Source organism: Actinomycetospora callitridis (assembly GCF_028737265.1).
Taxonomy (GTDB): Bacteria; Actinomycetota; Actinomycetes; order Mycobacteriales; family Pseudonocardiaceae; genus Actinomycetospora; species Actinomycetospora callitridis.
In genome coordinates this window covers 1-15,989 of sequence record NZ_JAQZAK010000017.1, presented here as the reverse complement: position 1 = coordinate 15,989, position 15,989 = coordinate 1, and the positions used below count along the sequence as shown (strand labels likewise).

15 protein-coding genes are annotated in these 15,989 nt (G+C 75.0%); 14 read left to right on the top strand and 1 reads right to left on the bottom strand.

The window, feature by feature from the left end; genetic code table 11:
• Positions 1-8: 8 nt before the first annotated feature.
• From PH191_RS29345 to PH191_RS29325, 5 genes are all read left to right on the top strand, one after another.
• Positions 9-848: a class II aldolase/adducin family protein gene (locus PH191_RS29345; RefSeq protein ID WP_274198169.1), complete on the top strand. Its 840-nt coding sequence runs from the start codon at positions 9-11 to the stop codon at positions 846-848.
• A gap of 77 nt (positions 849-925) precedes the next feature.
• Entirely contained in the window at positions 926-1,780 is an 855-nt protein-coding gene (locus PH191_RS29340) for an amidohydrolase family protein (RefSeq protein WP_274198168.1), read from the top strand.
• An 85-nt stretch (positions 1,781-1,865) separates the two neighbouring features.
• On the top strand, positions 1,866-2,492 hold the full coding sequence (locus PH191_RS29335; protein ID WP_274198167.1) for a TetR/AcrR family transcriptional regulator: 627 nt from the start codon (positions 1,866-1,868) through the stop codon (positions 2,490-2,492).
• The gene (locus PH191_RS29330; RefSeq protein WP_274198166.1) at positions 2,489-3,931 is read left to right on the top strand and encodes an MFS transporter; all 1,443 of its coding nucleotides are present in this window, start codon (positions 2,489-2,491) and stop codon (positions 3,929-3,931) included. Before PH191_RS29335 ends, PH191_RS29330 begins: the two co-directional genes overlap by 4 nt.
• Positions 3,932-3,939: 8 nt before the next feature.
• Entirely contained in the window at positions 3,940-5,322 is a 1,383-nt protein-coding gene (locus tag PH191_RS29325; protein WP_274198165.1) for an NAD-dependent succinate-semialdehyde dehydrogenase, read from the top strand.
• 10 nt (positions 5,323-5,332) lie between these two features.
• Here the strand turns inward: PH191_RS29325 and PH191_RS29320 are convergent, their stop codons facing one another.
• Positions 5,333-6,190 (bottom strand): PaaX family transcriptional regulator, encoded by an 858-nt coding sequence (locus tag PH191_RS29320; RefSeq protein ID WP_274198164.1) that lies wholly within the window; start codon positions 6,188-6,190, stop codon positions 5,333-5,335.
• A 48-nt stretch (positions 6,191-6,238) separates the two neighbouring features.
• On the opposite strand from PH191_RS29320, the gene PH191_RS29315 reads away from it, so the two are divergent.
• The 9 genes from PH191_RS29315 to PH191_RS29275 all read left to right on the top strand — a co-directional run.
• Positions 6,239-7,534, top strand: coding sequence for an adenosylmethionine--8-amino-7-oxononanoate transaminase (locus tag PH191_RS29315; RefSeq protein ID WP_274198163.1), 1,296 nt, complete (start codon positions 6,239-6,241; stop codon positions 7,532-7,534).
• 442 nt (positions 7,535-7,976) lie between these two features.
• Positions 7,977-10,328 (top strand): bifunctional SulP family inorganic anion transporter/carbonic anhydrase, encoded by a 2,352-nt coding sequence (locus PH191_RS29310; protein WP_274198162.1) that lies wholly within the window; start codon positions 7,977-7,979, stop codon positions 10,326-10,328.
• A 76-nt stretch (positions 10,329-10,404) separates the two neighbouring features.
• On the top strand, positions 10,405-11,565 hold the full coding sequence (locus PH191_RS29305) for an 8-amino-7-oxononanoate synthase (RefSeq protein ID WP_420791864.1): 1,161 nt from the start codon (positions 10,405-10,407) through the stop codon (positions 11,563-11,565).
• Positions 11,566-11,674: 109 nt separating this feature from the next.
• On the top strand, positions 11,675-12,556 hold the full coding sequence (locus tag PH191_RS29300) for an STAS domain-containing protein (RefSeq protein ID WP_274198161.1): 882 nt from the start codon (positions 11,675-11,677) through the stop codon (positions 12,554-12,556).
• Positions 12,553-13,425, top strand: coding sequence for a P-loop NTPase family protein (locus PH191_RS29295; protein ID WP_274198160.1), 873 nt, complete (start codon positions 12,553-12,555; stop codon positions 13,423-13,425). Before PH191_RS29300 ends, PH191_RS29295 begins: the two co-directional genes overlap by 4 nt.
• A 37-nt stretch (positions 13,426-13,462) precedes the next feature.
• On the top strand, positions 13,463-14,158 hold the full coding sequence (gene bioD, locus PH191_RS29290) for a dethiobiotin synthase (protein WP_274198159.1): 696 nt from the start codon (positions 13,463-13,465) through the stop codon (positions 14,156-14,158).
• A gap of 196 nt (positions 14,159-14,354) precedes the next feature.
• A complete protein-coding gene (bioB, locus tag PH191_RS29285) occupies positions 14,355-15,341 on the top strand; it encodes a biotin synthase BioB (protein WP_274198196.1) in 987 nt (328 codons plus the stop codon).
• Positions 15,338-15,577, top strand: coding sequence for a biotin synthase auxiliary protein BsaP (gene bsaP / locus PH191_RS29280; protein WP_274198158.1), 240 nt, complete (start codon positions 15,338-15,340; stop codon positions 15,575-15,577). The genes bioB and bsaP overlap by 4 nt, the downstream gene beginning before the upstream one ends.
• A gap of 41 nt (positions 15,578-15,618) precedes the next feature.
• The coding region (locus PH191_RS29275) for a DUF2567 domain-containing protein (RefSeq protein WP_274198157.1) at positions 15,619-15,989 on the top strand (371 nt) is incomplete at its 3' end.

The window sequence follows — 15,989 nt, the reverse complement described above, 5'->3', positions numbered from 1 at the left end:
GTCGAGGGATGGCCGCCCCCACGCAGGATCGCAGCACCGACAACGAGATCGCCAAGGACGAGATGTCGGCCTTCAAGCCCTCGCAGGAGGGCATCACGATGCCGCAGCCGCCCACCTTCGCGACCAGTGCCGAGGAGCGCCTGCACCGCAAGCAGCAGCTCGCGGGCGCGTTCCGCATCTTCGGGCGCTTCGGGTTCGGGGAGGGCATCGCCGGCCACATCACGGTCCGCGACCCCGAGGACCCGCACATGTTCTGGGTCAACCCGTTCGGGATGAGCTTCCGGCACATCCGCGTCTCGGACCTCATCGCGGTGAACCACGACGGCGACATCGTGCACGGCAATCGGCCGGTGAACCAGGCGGGCTTCGTCATCCACTCCGCGGTGCACCACGCGCACCCGGAGGTCGTGGCCGCCGCGCACGCGCACTCGGTGTACGGCAAGGCGTGGTCGTCGCTGGCCCGCCCGCTCGACCCGATCACCCAGGACGCCTGCACGCTCTACGAGAACCACGGCGTCGTCACCGAGGGACGCGGAGCCGTCGTGCTCGACCCGGAGGTCGGACGCGCGCTCGCGACCGGCCTGACCGGCCGCAAGATGGTCTTCCACCAGAACCACGGGATCTTCGCCGTCGGGCAGACGGTGGCCGAGGCCGCGTGGTGGTTCATCAACACCGAGCGCAACTGCCAGGCCCAGCTGCTGGCCGAGGCCGCCGGGACGCCGACGCAGATCGACCACGTGAACGCCAAGTTCTCCGCCGAGCAGACCGGCACCGCCTACGCCGGCTGGTTCTCGTTCCAGCCGCTGTGGGACGAGGTCGTCCGGACCGACCCGGACCTCTTCGACTAGCCCTCTCGGCGTGCTCCCCTGACTCCGTACCGGGAGCGCGGGCGAGCGGGCACCGCCCGGCAGGGCAGGATGAGCCCGTGATCGTCGACGCCCACGTCCACGTCGCCCACCTCGCGCGTCTGAAGGTGCCGTGGGACCAGTGGATCGGTCCCGCGGGGGACACGGGCGCGTGGGCGGCGGCCTACGACAGCGAGGGCGCGGCGATCCCGGAGAAGGTCTCGGAGCTGTTCGCCGCGGCCGGCGTCGACCGCGTGCTGCTGTTCTGCGAGTACTCGCCCAAGGCGACCGGGTGGCAGACGATCGAGGACATGCTGCCGCTGGTCGACGCGGACGCGGAGCGGTTCCGGATCGTCGCCAACGTCAACCCGCACGTCCACCACCCGGTGGCCCGGGAGGTCGATCGCCAGCTCGACCTCGGGGCGGTCGCGCTCAAGGTCCACCCCGTGCACGCCGGCATCGCCCCGAACGACCCCCAGCTCTACCCGGCCTACGCACGGTGCGTCGAACGCGGCGTCCCGGTGATCGTGCACACCGGGCCGTCGACGTTCCCCGGCGCCACGGCCCGCTACGGCGACCCCGTGATCCTCGACGACGTGCTGCGCGACTTCCCGGACCTCACGCTCGTGCTCGCCCACGGCGGGCGGGGCTGGAGCTACGACGCCGCGGCGTCGCTCGCGCTCACCCGCGAGAACGTGTGGCTCGACCTCGCCGGCCTGCCCCCGCGCAAGCTGCCCGGGTACTACGAGCGCTTCGGCTTCGACCGCGTCGCCGCCAAGTCGGTGTTCGGCACGGACGCGCCGTCGGCCGACCCGGCCCGCAACATCGCGGCGATCCGCGAGCTCGGCCTCGGCGACGAGCTGACCGCGGGCGTGCTCGGCGAGCACGCCCGCCGCGTCTATCCCGGTCTGGACACCCCGCCCCACCGCGTCTGACCGGGACTGCCCGGGCCGTGTACTGTCCGCGGTGGGGGACCGATCGGTCCGGGACCGCGTGGTCCCGCAGAGGGAAGGAGCGGTCGTGGCACGGACGCCCGCACCCGGCACCCGGGAGCGCATCCTCACCACCGCGTCGCGGCTGTTCTACGAGCACGGCGTCCGGGCCGTCGGGATGAACCAGATCATCACCGAGGCCGGCACCGGCAAGAACCTGCTCTACTCGCACTTCCCGACGAAGTCCGACCTCGTCGCGGCGTACCTGCAGCGCGCGCAGGAGTTCCGGATCGCCGGTGCCCGGCGGGCCCGGGAGTCCGCGGACGGCGACGCCCGCTCGCAGCTGATCGCCACCGTCGCCGAGGTCGCCGCCCTGGTGCAGCACCCCCGCTTCCGCGGGTGCGCGTTCCGCAACTACCTCGCGGAGTTCCCGGACGAGACGGGCAGCGCCGAGACCGACACCGGCGACGACGCCGCCCCCACACCCGCCGGTGTCGCCCGCGACTTCCTCGCCGCCACGCGCGAGGACCTCGCCGCGCAGGTCGCGGCCCTCGACGTCGCCGATCCCGAGCGCCTCACCGAGGAGCTGTGGCTGATCGTCGACGGCCTGTTCCTGCAGGCCGCCTACCGACGCCGCCTGGACGGACGGATCGGGGCGGACGCCGCCGTCGACCTCGCCCGACGCCTCGTCGACGCCGCGATCGGGGACCGATGACCACGTCCCCGCGCACCGTCCTGCTCATCACGTCGGCCGCGGCCTTCCTCTCGAGCCTCGACCTGTTCATCGTCAACATCGCCTTCCCCGACATCCGGGCCGACTTCCCGGGCACGGACCTCGGCGACATCTCCTGGGTCCTCAACGGCTACACGGTGGTGTTCGCGGCCTTCCTCGCCCTCGCGGGGCGCCTGGCCGACCGTGTCGGGCACCGCCGGGTCTTCCTCGTCGGGCTCGCGGTGTTCACGGCCGCCTCGATCGCCTGCGCGGTCGCACCGTCGGTCGGACTGCTCGTCGCCGCGCGGGCGGTGCAGGCCCTCGGCGCCGCGCTCGTCACGCCGACGTCGTTGTCGCTGCTGCTCGCGGCCTACCCCGCCGAGCGCCGCGGGTACGCGGTCGGGGCGTGGGCCTCGATCGGCGCGGTCGCCGCCGCGCTCGGACCCCCGCTCGGCGGCCTGCTCGTCGAGGCGTCCTGGCACTGGGTGTTCCTCGTCAACGTGCCGGTCGGGCTGGTGGCCCTGGTGTGGGGGTTCCGGGTGCTGCCGGACAACGTCGTCGAGGGCGCCGGCCGGCCCGACGTCCTCGGCGCGGTCGGGCTCGTCGTCGGCGTGGGCGCGCTGGCCTACGCGCTGGTCCGCGCGCCCGACCTCGGCTGGGCGTCGGTGCCCGTGATCGTGGGCCTGGCGGTGGCCGTCGTCGGGCTCGCCGGGGTGGTCGCGCGGTCGCGCCGGCACCCGGTCCCGGCGATCGACCTCACCGTCGTCCGCACCCCGGTGGTCGGGCTCGCCGCGCTCACGATGGTCGCGTTCACCACCGGCTTCGCCGGCATGCTCGTCGTCAACGTCCTCTACCTGACCGGCACGTGGGGCTGGTCGGCGCCGGTCGCCGGGCTCGCGCTCGCGGTGGGCCCGGCGGTGGTCGTCGGGGTCGCGCGCCTCTCGGGCCGGCTGACCGCGAGGTTCGGCATCGGCCGCGTCGCGGCCGTCGGCGGGCTGTTCTTCGCCGCGGGACCGGCGTGGTGGGCCCTGCACCTCGGCGTCGAGCCCGACTACGCCCTGTCCAGGTACTTGGGGGGCATGCTGCCCGGCCAGATCGCCACCGGGATCGGGGTGGGGCTCATGCTGCCGACGCTGTCGTCGGTGGTCGGGTCGGCGCTGCCCGCGCACCGGTGGGGCAGCGGTTCGTCCCTCATCAACACCGCCCGCCAGGTCGGCTCGGTGCTCGGCGTCGCGCTGCTGGTGTCGGTGATCGGTACCGGCACCACCGGGCGTCCCGAGGAGCTCGGGCTGGTGCGCGACGGCTGGCTGCTGCTCACGGCGGCCGGGGTGGTCGCCGCGGTCCTCGCGCTCGCCCTGGCCCGGGCGGAACGCCGGCCGGCGCCCGTGGACGTCGTTGAGGTCCGGAGCGTCGGGGATTGCCCGGCGGGGCGAGCGGGGTAATCGAGGTCATGGCCATCGCAACGACGAACCCCGCCACGGGGGAGACCGTCAAGGAGTTCGACGCCCTCACGTCCGAGCAGCTGGAGGAGAAGCTCCAGCGCGCGTGGGACGCGTTCCAGAGTTATCGGGACACCACGTTCGAGCAGCGCGCCGGGTGGCTGCACGCCGCCGCCGACATCTTCGACGCGGAGAACGAGCGCCTGGCCGAGCTCGCCACCCTCGAGATGGGCAAGACCTTCGCGGCGGCCAAGGCCGAGGTCACGAAGTGCGCCCTGGGTTGCCGCTGGTACGCCGACCACGCCGCCGAGGACCTCGCCGACGTCGAGTGGCCGAAGCCGGCCAACGCGTCGGAGAACGCGCGGATCTTCACCCGCTACCAGCCGCTCGGGCCGGTCCTGGCGATCATGCCGTGGAACTTCCCGTACTGGCAGGTGCTGCGCTTCGCGGCCCCGGCGCTCATGGCGGGCAACGTGGGCCTGCTCAAGCACGCGTCGAACGTCCCACAGGTGGCCATGGCCATCGAGGACGTCCTCACCCGCGCGGGCTTCCCCGACGGCGCGTTCCAGACGCTGCTCGTGGGCTCCTCGGTGATCGAGGGGATCATCGACGACGACCGCGTGCGCGCCGTGACGCTGACCGGCAGCGAGCCCGCGGGCCGCGAGGTCGGCGCCCGCGCCGGCCAGAACGTCAAGACCAGCGTGCTGGAGCTCGGCGGCAGCGACCCGTTCATCGTGATGCCGTCGGTCGAGGACCTCGACGCCGTCGTCACGTCCGCCGTGAGCAGCCGCATGCTCAACAACGGCCAGTCCTGCATCAACGCGAAGCGGTTCATCGTCCACGAGCAGATCGCCGACGAGTTCACCCAGAAGCTCGTGGAGAAGATGGAGTCGCTGACGATCGGCGACCCGATGGAGGAGAACACCGACCTCGGGCCGATGTCGCAGGGCAACGGCGTCACCGACCTCGACGAGCAGGTGCAGGACTCGATCAAGGCAGGCGCGCGGCTGCTGACCGGCGGCGAGCGCCTCGACCGCCCGGGCAACTGGTACCCGCCGACGGTCCTCGCCGACATCCCGAAGGACGCCCGCGCCTACCGCGAGGAGCTGTTCGGGCCGGTGGCGCTCGTGTTCCGCGCCCGTGACGCCGACGACGCGATCCGGATCGCCAACGACTCCGACTTCGGGCTGGGCGGCAGCGCCTGGACCACGGACGAGGCCGAGAAGGAGCGCTTCGCCAACGAGGTCGAGTCGGGCATGGTGTACATCAACAAGGTCACCGAGTCGACGCCCGAGGTGCCGTTCGGCGGGGCGAAGAACTCCGGCTACGGCCGCGAGCTCGCGAGCTTCGGGCCCCAGTCGTTCGTCAACGCGAAGACGATCTGGATCCAGTAGCGGACGGGCACTACAGGCCGAGGGCCCCGGCTGCGCGCATCGCGCCCGGGGCCCATTCGGCGTGCCGGCCGTGGAACACCTCGGCGGCGCGGTGGCCCACCCAGGCGTCGGGCAGGAGATCGTCCGGGAGCCCGGGGTCGAGGAACGGGAACCGGCGCCAGGCGTCGACGAGGCGCACCTGCGCGGCGAGGCTCTCGGCGTCGGTGGCGGGCGAGAGGTCGGCGAAGCGGGCGACGAAGTCGTCGTAGCGGGCCGCGAGGTCGCCGAGGTCCCAGGCGCGCGTCGCGAGCTCGGTGGAGGACAGTCCGCCCTCGTACTCGCCGGTGATCACGTGGGCGTCGGCCGGGTCGATCTCGGCGAGGACCTCGCGGACCTCGGCGAGCCGCCCGGTGTCCGTCGAGACCCACATCCCCGCGGCCGGTGAGCCCAGCCCGGCCCAGGCCAGGCGGGTGCGGAGCCGGTGACGGCGGGCGCGCTGCTGCTCGGGGACGCTGGCGACGACCACGAGCCAGCGCCCGTCCCACGCCGGGCGGGCCCGTCCGTGCGCGTAGATACGGGCCGCGCCCTCGGTGAGCAGCCCGTGCCCCCAGGGGGAGAGGTCCCACCGGACCCGGCGCCCGACCCGCTCCGAGGTGAGCATCCCGTCGGCCGCCGTGCGGGCGAGCGCCTGACGTGCGGACTTCTCCTCCACCCCGACGAGGCCGAGGACGTCGACGACGGTCTGGGTCCACACGGGCCGTCCGGCCGGCAGCACGACCTCGCCGAGCACCGTCATCAGCAGGGAGCGCGCGCTCGTGGCCGCGACCTCGCGACGCCGTGAGAACGGGTCGGGCCGCTCCTCGGGCTCGCTCTGATCGGCGGTGGACATCCCCGTGATCCTAAGGCTCGCCGATCGGCTCGCCGTTACGGTGCGCGGATGACGTCGCCGGTCACCTCTGGCCCAGTCCCCGCCGCGTCCCTGCGGGAGCTCGACCGGGCCCACGTCTGGCACCCCTACGGCCCGATGCCCGGGCGGAGCGACCCGCTGGTCGTCCGGTCGGCGCAGGGCGTGCGGCTCACCCTCGACGACGGCCGCGAGCTGGTGGACGGCATGTCGTCGTGGTGGGCCTCGGTGCACGGGTACCGGCACCCCGCGCTCGACGACGCCGTGGTCCGCGCGACGGGATCGATGAGCCACGTGATGTTCGGCGGCCTCACGCACGACCCCGGCGTCGCGATCGCCGAGCGGCTCGTCGCGATCACCCCCGAGCCGCTGCAGCACGTGTTCCTCGCCGACTCGGGCTCGGTGTCGATCGAGGTCGCGATCAAGATGTGCCTGCAGTACCAGCGGGCCCGCGGGCGCCCCGACCGGACACGGATGATGACCTGGCGCGGCGGCTACCACGGCGACACGTTCGCCGCGATGAGCGTGTGCGACCCCGAGGGCGGGATGCACGCCGCCTGGAGCGGGTTCCTGCCGCGACAGGTGTTCGCCGACCGTCCACCGTCAATGTTCGACCCCGCCTACGACGAGCACCTGCGCTCCGTCGCCGAGGCCCACGCCGGCGAGCTGGCGGGCATCGTCGTCGAGCCCGTCGTGCAGGGCGCGGGTGGCATGCGCTTCCACGACCCCCGGCACCTGCGCACGTTGCGGGAGATCGCCGACGCCCACGACCTGGTCCTGGTGTTCGACGAGATCGCCACCGGCTTCGGGCGCACCGGCACGCTGTTCGCGGCCGAGCAGGCCGGGGTCTCGCCGGACGTGATGTGCGTGGGCAAGGCCCTCACCGGCGGCTACCTGACGATGGCCGCCGCGCTCTGCACCTCCGCGGTCGCCACCGCCGTCAGCGAGGGGGAGGCCGGGGGGCTCATGCACGGCCCGACCTTCATGGCCAACCCGTTGGCCGCCACCGTGGCCGCCGCGAGCGTGGACGAGCTGCTGCGACGGGACTGGGCGGGCGAGGTCGCGGGCCTCGGGGCCGGCCTGCGGGAGGCGCTCGCGCCCGCGCGCGGGCTGCCGGGGGTGCGCGACGTGCGGGTGCTCGGCGGGATCGGCGTCGTGCAGCTCGACCACCCCGTCGACGTGCCCGCCGCCCAGGCCGCGGCCGAGGGCGTCGGGGTGTGGCTGCGCCCCTTCCGCGACCTCGTCTACGCCATGCCGCCCTACGTCACGCCCGCCGACGACGTGCTCCGCATCGGGGAGGCGATGGTCGCCGCCGCCGGTGCCGGGTGAGCGGCGATGTGAACGCAGCGTGACGCCGGTGTGAGACCGCGATGAGATGCGGATGAGGCGCTGCGACACGCTCGTCCTCCTCGTCCGATTCGTCCCACTTCACCCGCTCGGCGTAGCGAGCCGCTCGGGCGGGCACGGACCGACCGTGCATGATCAATGCGGGATGTCCTTCTCGGAGCGGGATCACACCCGGACGAGGGACTCGCGGTACCGCCTCGATGCTGCTGATCAGAACCGAACGTAACGATCAACTTCGCGGTCGCACCGGGCGCGGCGGTCGGTAGGGCACAGTGAGCGCAGCGCCTCCGGCCCGCGGCGACGACGCCCGGCCGGTGACTCCGGGTGAACACCGTTCCCCGGACCCGCGAGCGCACCCCGAGCCCCCGGTGATCGACACAGATCACCCCCGCCGGGCCGGTCCACGGCCCCCGACGGAGGACCCATGACCACCGGAGCGACCACCGTCCCCGAGCGGGACAGCCCCTCCTGGCGCGAGAAGCTGCGCGCCGACGTCCCCGCCTCACTCGTCGTCTTCCTCGTCGCCGTGCCGCTCTCGCTGGGCATCGCGGTGGCCTCGGACGCCCCGCTGACCGCGGGGCTGATCGCCGCCGCCGTCGGCGGTCTCGTCGCCGGCGCCCTCGGCGGCTCCCCGCTGCAGGTCAGCGGACCCGCGGCGGGCCTCACCGTCGTCGTCGCCGACCTCGTCGGCCGCTTCGGCTGGGGCGTGACCTGCGCGATCACCGTGGCGGCGGGGCTGCTGCAGGTGCTGTTCGGTCTGACGCGGACCGGCCGCGCGGCGCTGGCGATCTCCCCGGCCGTCGTGCACGGGATGCTCGCGGGCATCGGCGTGACCATCGTGCTCGGTCAGCTGCACGTCGTCCTCGGCGGCGAGCAGCAGGACGACGCGATCGCGAACGTCCTCGAGCTGCCCGGGCAGCTGATCTCCCTGCACGGTCCCGCGACCGCGCTCGGCCTCGCCGTCATCGCGATCCTGCTGATCTGGCCGCGGCTGCCGACGAGCCTGCCCGGCTGGGTGCGTGGCGTCCCCGCGCCGCTGCTCGCCGTCGTCCTCGTCACCGCCGTGGCCGGGCTGTTCGCGATGCCCGTCGAGCGGGTCGAGATCGGTGGCTCGCTGCTCGAGGCGATCACCCCGCCGGTGCTGCCCGAGGGGCAGTGGGGCGCGTTCGCGGTCGGCGTCCTGACCATCGCGATCATCGCGAGCGTCGAGAGCCTGCTCTCGGCCGTCGCCGTCGACCGCATGCACGCCGGGGCGAAGTCCGACCTCGACCGCGAGCTCATCGGCCAGGGCGCCGGCAACACGCTCTCCGGGCTGCTCGGCGGCCTGCCGATCACCGGCGTCATCGTCCGCAGCTCGACGAACGTCGCGGCGGGCGCGAAGAGCCGCGCGTCGGCGGTCCTGCACGGCGTCTGGATCGTCGTCTTCTCGGTGGCGCTGCTCGGGCTCGTCCAGCAGATCCCGATGGCCGTGCTCGCCGGGCTGCTCGTGGTGATCGGCGCGCGGCTGGTGAAGCTCGCGCACATGCGGGAGCTGCACCGCCACGGCGAGCTGCCGGTGTACGTCGTGACGATCCTCGGGGTCGTGGTCACCGACCTGCTCACCGGCGTCGTCGCCGGGCTGGCGCTCGCGCTGCTGCTGGTGCTGCGCCGCGTCGTGTGGGCGTCGATCGAGGTCCAGGGGCCGGCGGCCGACGACCGTCTCGACGGGGAACGTCCGTGGCACGTCGTCGTCGAGGGCGCGCTGTGCTTCCCGTCGATCCCGCGCCTGGCCCGCCGGCTGGGCCAGGTGCCCGCCGGGGCGCCCGTGGTCGTCGACCTCGTCACCGACTACCTTGACCACGCCGCCTACGACCACCTCTCGGAGTGGATCGAGCGCCACGAGCGGGGCGGCGGGCACGTCCGCGTCGACGAGGTCGGGTCGATGGGCCTGCTCGACCGGCGCACGGTGTCGTCCGGCGGCCCGGGTGCCCGGCGTCCCGGGCCCGTGCCGCGGTTCCTGAGCCCGTGGGCGGTGTGGCAGGCGGGGCACGAGGCGACCGGCGGCGGGCACGGCCACGCGCTCGACGCCGGCGAGGATCCCGATGACCCGATCCTCACGGGCCTGCGGGAGTACCACCGCCGCGCCGCCGGCCTCGTCGCGCCGTACCTGTCGGACCTCGCCGACGGCCAGTCCCCGTACGCGCTGTTCCTGACCTGTTCGGACTCGCGGGTCGTGCCGAACGTGCTGACCTCGAGCGGGCCCGGCGACCTGTTCACCGTCCGGAACGTCGGCAACCTCGCCCCGGTCGGCACCGGCGCCGACGCCTCCGTGGGCGCGTCGGTGGAGTACGCCCTCGACGCGCTCGAGGTGCCGACGCTCGTGGTGTGCGGGCACTCCGGCTGCGGCGCGATGACCGCGGCCCTGCACGGCACCGGCGGCGACGGCGTGCTCGGGCGGTGGCTCGACGGTGCCGACGAGAGCATCGACCGGTGGCGCGCGGGCCACCCGGTGGCGGCGCCGGCCGCGGCCCGCGGCGCCTCGGACGTCGACCAGCTGGCGATGGTCAACGTGGCGGTCCAGCTCGACCGCCTCGCGCGGCACCCGACTGTCGCCCGCGCCCTCGCGGAGGGCCGGGTGCGGCTGGTCGGGCTGTACTTCGACATCGCCACGGCGCGCATGTCGGTGCTCGACGGCGACCGCTTCGTCCCCGCGTCGCGGGACCGCCTGGGCGCCGGCGCCGCGGGCACCCCGGGCGACCCCGTCACCGCCGCCTTCCCGACCCCCGACCCGGTCTGACCGGCCCTCACCCGTGAGCGATGTTCCCGGCTACAGCCGGGAACATCGCTCACGTAGGGCGCCTAAGGTGGCGGCCGTGGGCTGGCTGGGCGCGTGGCTGGAGGAGACGGCGGCGGCGCGCGCGGAGGCCGGGCTCCGGCGCACGCTGCGTCCGCGGGAGGCCGACGACCCCGTGGTCGACCTCGCGTCGAACGACTACCTGGGCCTCGCCCGCGACCCCCGTGTCGTCGAGGCCGCCGCCGCGGCGCTGCGGACGTGGGGCGCCGGGTCGACCGGCTCGCGCCTCGTCACCGGCACCACGCGGCTGCACGCCGACCTCGAGGACGCCCTCGCCGCATTCACCGGCAGCGAGGCGGCGCTGGTGTTCTCGTCGGGCTACACCGCCAACCTCGGGGCGGTCACCGCGCTGAGCGGGCGCGGCGCGCTCGTCGTCTCCGACGTCGCCGCCCACGCCTCGCTCGTGGACGCCGCGCGGCTCTCCCGAGCGCGGGTCGAGGTCGCCCGGTGCGCCGACCCCGCGGCCGTCGACGCCGTGCTCGCCGCGCGCCACGAGGCCCGCGCGCTGGTGGTCGTCGACGGCGTCGACAGCGTCGACGGGGCCATCGCGCCGCTCGCGGAGCTCTACGCGGTCTGCCGGGAACGCGGCGCCGTGCTGGTCGTCGACGACGCCCACGGGCTGGGCGTCCGCGGGCCGGGCGGGCGCGGCACGCTCGCCGAGGCCGGTCTCGCCGGCGCACCCGACGTCGTGCTGACCGCCACGCTGTCGAAGTCGCTGGGCAGCCAGGGCGGGGTGGTGCTGGGCGCCCGCGCCGTCACCGAGCACCTCGTGGACGCCGCCCGCCCGTTCATCTTCGACACGGGCCTCGCCCCGGCCGCGGTCGGTGCGGCGCTCGCGGCCCTCGAGGTCGTGCGCGCCGAGCCCGAACGGGTCGCGGCGCTGCACGCGGCGGCCGCGTCGGTGGCGGCGTCCGCCCGCGCGGCGGCCCCCGGCGTCGACGTCCCGGCGCCCACCGCGGCGATGGTGCCCGTCGTCCTCGGTGACCCGGTCGTGGCCCTCACCGCCGCCGCGGCCTGCGCCGAGCACGGCCTGCGCGCCGGCTGCTTCCGCCCGCCGTCGGTGCCCCCGGGCACCTCGCGGCTACGGCTCACGGCCCGGGCCGACCTGACCGCCGACGATCTCGCGCTCGTCGACCAGGTGCTCCACAAGGTCCTGGGACCGGTCGCGTCCGGCCCCTGACGAGGCCCCGACCGGCCGCACCGGGCACCACCGAGCGTCGATCGACTCGTCACGCACCGTGGTGGCGCGGTACCCTCTCGGGCGAGCACCGGGCAGCAGAGGGGGACGCGTGACCGCACCGCTGCGCGCGCGCCCCGACCTGGACGTCCCGGCCTCGCGCCACACGCTCAACGTCGCCGACGCCGTCGACCAGGGGCGGCGGGGTACCGCGTCCTGGGTCGAGCGGGAGCTCGCGCACGGCTCCAAGGTCTTCTACAAGGGCTGGCTGCCCGACGGTCGCCGGCCCGACCAGCACTGGCTCACCGGGCCGGCGGGCCCGCGCGGTGCCCGCGACGCGCTCGTCTCCGGGCAGATGGAGTTCCTCGACATCCCGACCGCGATCGAGCGCTCCGGCGGCACCGCGGACGGCGTGATCGGCCTCTACCGCGGCGAGGTCGAGCGGGCCCTCGACGACCAGTGGCCCACGATCGCCATGACCCAGGAGAGCCCCGAGCTCCCCATGGCCGACAACCCGGCGCTCGTCTCGGAGTACGTCACCTGGGAGGCCGGGTTCGACGCCCTCGCCCAGCGGTGGCCGGTGCGGCTGCTCTGCCAGCTCAGCGTCCCCCTCGAGAGCGAGACCTCGGTGTGGGAGACCGTCGCCGTCCACCACCGCGACGTCGTCGACGGGTTCTGGTCGGCCACCGCGGACGACGCCGGGATCTGGAGCCCGCGCGGTGACCTCGACGCCCACGTCGCCCGCCGCTTCGGCGCCGCGGTGCACGGGGCGCTGCGCGCCGCCCGCCGGCGCGACGAGTGCACCGACCTGCACGTCGACCTCTCCGCGATCGACTTCATGGACGTCGCCTGCGCCCAGATCCTGATGCTCGCGGCGCGCTCGGCCCCGGACGGCCAGCAGATGGTGCTGCACGGCGGCCCGCGGTTCCTGCGCAGGCTCTTCGACGCGGTCGGGCGACCGGTGTCCGTGCGCGAGAGCGAGGACGCGCGGTGACCGGCCCCGGGCTCGTCCACCTCGGGCTGCTCCACGACGGCCCCGAGGACCTCGTCGACAGCGCCGTCGGCGTGGTGCGGCGGGCCCTGGAGGCCGGCGACGACGTCCGCCTCGTCGTCGACCGCCGCACCGTGCGCGCCTTCCGCGAGGCGCTGGGCGACGACGCCGAGGGCGTCACCTTCCCGCCGCCGTCGTCGCTGCTCCCGCCGTCGGCGCCGGGGTTCCTCGCCACCGTGCGGGGCTGGGCCCGCCCGGACCGGCGCACGACGGTGCTGGGCCAGTACCCGGCGACGATGTCGGCGCCGGACTGCGGGTTCGGCGAGGACGCGGTGAACCTCGTCCTCGGCGACCTGCCCCTGACGCTGATCTGCTGCTGCCGGCGCGACCTCGACCCCGACCTGCTCGCCGTCGCCCGGCGCACCCACCCGCTGCTGGCGACGACGGCCGGCCCCGCCGACAACGCCGCCTACCGCACCCCCGCCCCGGCCAGCCCGACGCCGGCCGCGCTCTGGGGGACGGTGGCGGCGCGGCTCGAGGTCGACGGGACCGGGGATCTGGCCGAGGTGCGCCGCCGGGTGGCCGACGTCGCCGGCCGGGCCGGGCTGGAGGGCGACGCCGTGCGCGCCGCGGTGCTCGCCGTGCACGAGGCCGCCGTGCTGGCCTGCCGCGGCAGCGATCCCGAGCCGGCCGGCCTGACCCTGGAGATCCGCGCCCGGCCGGGCAGCACGCTGTTCTCCGAGGTCGTCGGCCCGTGCCGGGCACCGGTGCCCGACGGCGACCCGCTGTCGCACGTCCGGCCGTTCTGCTCGTGCGCCGCCCTGCACGACGACGCGGGCCGGCGCGCGGTCCGGGTGCTGACCACCGTCTGACCCCTCACCGCTGGGCCTGCACCTAGGCTCCCGCGGCGTGCGGACCCTGATCGTCACCGGCACGGGCACCGACGTCGGCAAGACCGTGGTCGTCGCCGCGATCGCCGCCCTCGCCCGCGCGGCGGGGGAGCGGGTCACGGTGGTGAAGCCGGCGCAGACCGGGGTCGGGCCCGCCGACGACGGCGACCTCGCCGAGGTCGTGCGCCTCGCCGGGCCCGTCGACACCGTCGAGCTCGCCCGCTACCCCGAGCCGCTCGCCCCGGCCACCGCCGTCCGGCGGGCCGGCGCGACGCCGGTGATGGCGGCGCAGGTCGTGGACGCGGTGGGCGAGCTGGACGCCGACCTCGTGATCGTCGAGGGCGCCGGCGGTCTGCTCGTGCGGTTCAACGACCTGAACGAGACCCTCGCCGACGTCGCCGCCGGCCTCGACGCGCCCGTCCTGCTCGTCGCGAGCGCCGGGCTCGGGGTGCTCAACACCGCGGCCCTGACGGCCGAGGCCCTCGCCCGTCGCGGGATCCCGCTGGCCGGCGTCGTCGTCGGCGCCTATCCGGCCGACCCCGACCTCGCCGAGCGGACCAACCTCGAGGACCTGCCGCGCGTCACCGGCGCACCGCTGCTCGGGGTCCTGCCCGCCGGTCTGGGCGGGGCCGACCGGGACGCCCTGCTCGCCGCGGCGCGGTGTGGGATCGGTCCCGTCCTCGGTGGTGGGTGGTCCCCGTCCGGAGCATCGTGAGGCACACTGCGGCGCGGGACGGGCACGGGCGGTGCGGTGCGATCATGGTCGTGATCGCGGCCGCGTCGGCACGGACGTCCCGCGACACCGTGTCCGACGAAGGGAGCCCTGCGTGACGGCCGTGGAGACCGGCGGGACCGGTGAGGAGACGGGCGGCGACGGCGTCGAGGAGAGCTCGGCCGTCGTATCCGGGGACGTGCTCGCCGTCGCCCGCGAGCAGGTGCTCGAGCGGGGGGTGGGCCTCACCGAGGACCAGGTCCTGGCCGTCCTGTCGCTGCCGACCGAGCGCCTCGAGGAGGCGCTGAAGCTCGCCCATGACGTCCGGATGCGCTGGTGCGGGCCGGAGGTCGAGGTCGAGGGCATCGTGTCCCTCAAGACCGGCGGCTGCCCCGAGGACTGTCACTTCTGCTCGCAGTCGGGGCTGTTCGAGTCCCCGGTGCGTGCGGCGTGGCTGGACAAGGACCGGCTGGTCGAGGCGGCCAAGCAGACCGCCAAGACCGGGGCCACCGAGTTCTGCATCGTCGCCGCGGTCCGCGGGCCGGACGCGAAGCTCATGGAGCAGGTGCGCGCGGGGATCGCCGCGATCCGCGCCGAGGTCGACATCAACGTCGCCTGCTCGCTGGGGATGCTCACCCAGGACCAGGTGAACGAGCTCGCCGCCATGGGTGTGCACCGGTACAACCACAACCTCGAGACCGCCCGCTCGCACTTCCCCGAGGTCGTCACCACGCACTCCTGGGAGGAGCGCTGGGAGACCCTGCAGATGGTGCGCGCGGCCGGCATGGAGGTCTGCTGCGGCGGGATCGTGGGCATGGGCGAGACGCTGGCGCAGCGCGCGGAGTTCGCGGTGCAGCTCGCGGCGCTCGAGCCCGACGAGGTGCCGCTGAACTTCCTCATCCCGAACCCGGGCACCCCGTTCGCGCACCTCGAGGTGCCCCAGGGCGCGGACGCGCTCATGACCGTCGCCGCGTTCCGCCTCGCGCTGCCGCGCACCGTGCTGCGCTTCGCCGGCGGCCGGGAGCTGACCCTGGGCGACCTGGGGGCTGAGCAGGGGATGCTCGGCGGGGTCAACGCGATCATCGTCGGCAACTACCTGACCAACCTCGGGCGCCCGGCCGAGCAGGACCTCGACATGCTCGAGACCCTCAAGATGCCGATCAAGGCCCTGAACGACACGTTGTGAGCGCCGTCGTGGAGCCGCCCGCCGCCGACGCCGGGGCACAGCCCTTCTGCGCCTGGTGCGGGGGCGCTCGCGCCGAGGGCGACCACGCCGGGTGCGAGCGACGGCTCGCCACCGTCGACCCGCCGCGGCACTGTCCGGTGTGTGCGCGGCGGATGGTCGTGCAGGTCGACCCCGTCGGCTGGACCGCGCGGTGCAGCCGGCACGGGGAGTCGGCGGGGACGAACGGGTTCGCGTGACGGCCGTCGATCCGGGAGACGCAGCGGAGCGGAGCTCGACCATGACCGTGGACGACTTCCTGCCCCTCGAGCCGACGGGCCGGCTCGAGCGGGCCGAGCTGCGCGGGGATCTCCCGGGGGCGCTGCGCTACGCCGCGATCCTCGTCGTGATCGGGCTCCCGCTCGGCGCGCTGTGGGCGTTGCTGGCGCCCGTCGTGCACGTCGTCGCCCTGCCCGGCGCGGGGACGGGCTCGCCGGCGGGGGAGGCCGACCACGCCTTCGACGCCGTGGCGATCCACGTCCTGCTCGTCGCGTCCTTCGGGATCATCGCCGGCGCGGTGGCCTGGCGACGCCGGCACCGGCGTGGCCCGGTGCTGCTGGTGGCCGCCGCCACCGGGTCGCTGGTGGGCGCGGTCCTGGCCGGGCGGGTGGG

Excerpts from the sequence above, each read along its gene's own strand:
- PH191_RS29325 (WP_274198165.1), top strand. The coding sequence starts at position 3,940 with ATGGCCATCGCAACGACGAACCCCGCCACGGGGGAGACCGTCAAGGAG.
- PH191_RS29315 (WP_274198163.1), top strand. The coding sequence starts at position 6,239 with ATGACGTCGCCGGTCACCTCTGGCCCAGTCCCCGCCGCGTCCCTGCGG.
- PH191_RS29330 (WP_274198166.1), top strand. The coding sequence starts at position 2,489 with ATGACCACGTCCCCGCGCACCGTCCTGCTCATCACGTCGGCCGCGGCC.
- PH191_RS29310 (WP_274198162.1), top strand. The coding sequence starts at position 7,977 with ATGACCACCGGAGCGACCACCGTCCCCGAGCGGGACAGCCCCTCCTGG.
- PH191_RS29320 (WP_274198164.1), bottom strand. The coding sequence starts at position 6,190 with ATGTCCACCGCCGATCAGAGCGAGCCCGAGGAGCGGCCCGACCCGTTC.
- PH191_RS29345 (WP_274198169.1), top strand. The coding sequence starts at position 9 with ATGGCCGCCCCCACGCAGGATCGCAGCACCGACAACGAGATCGCCAAG.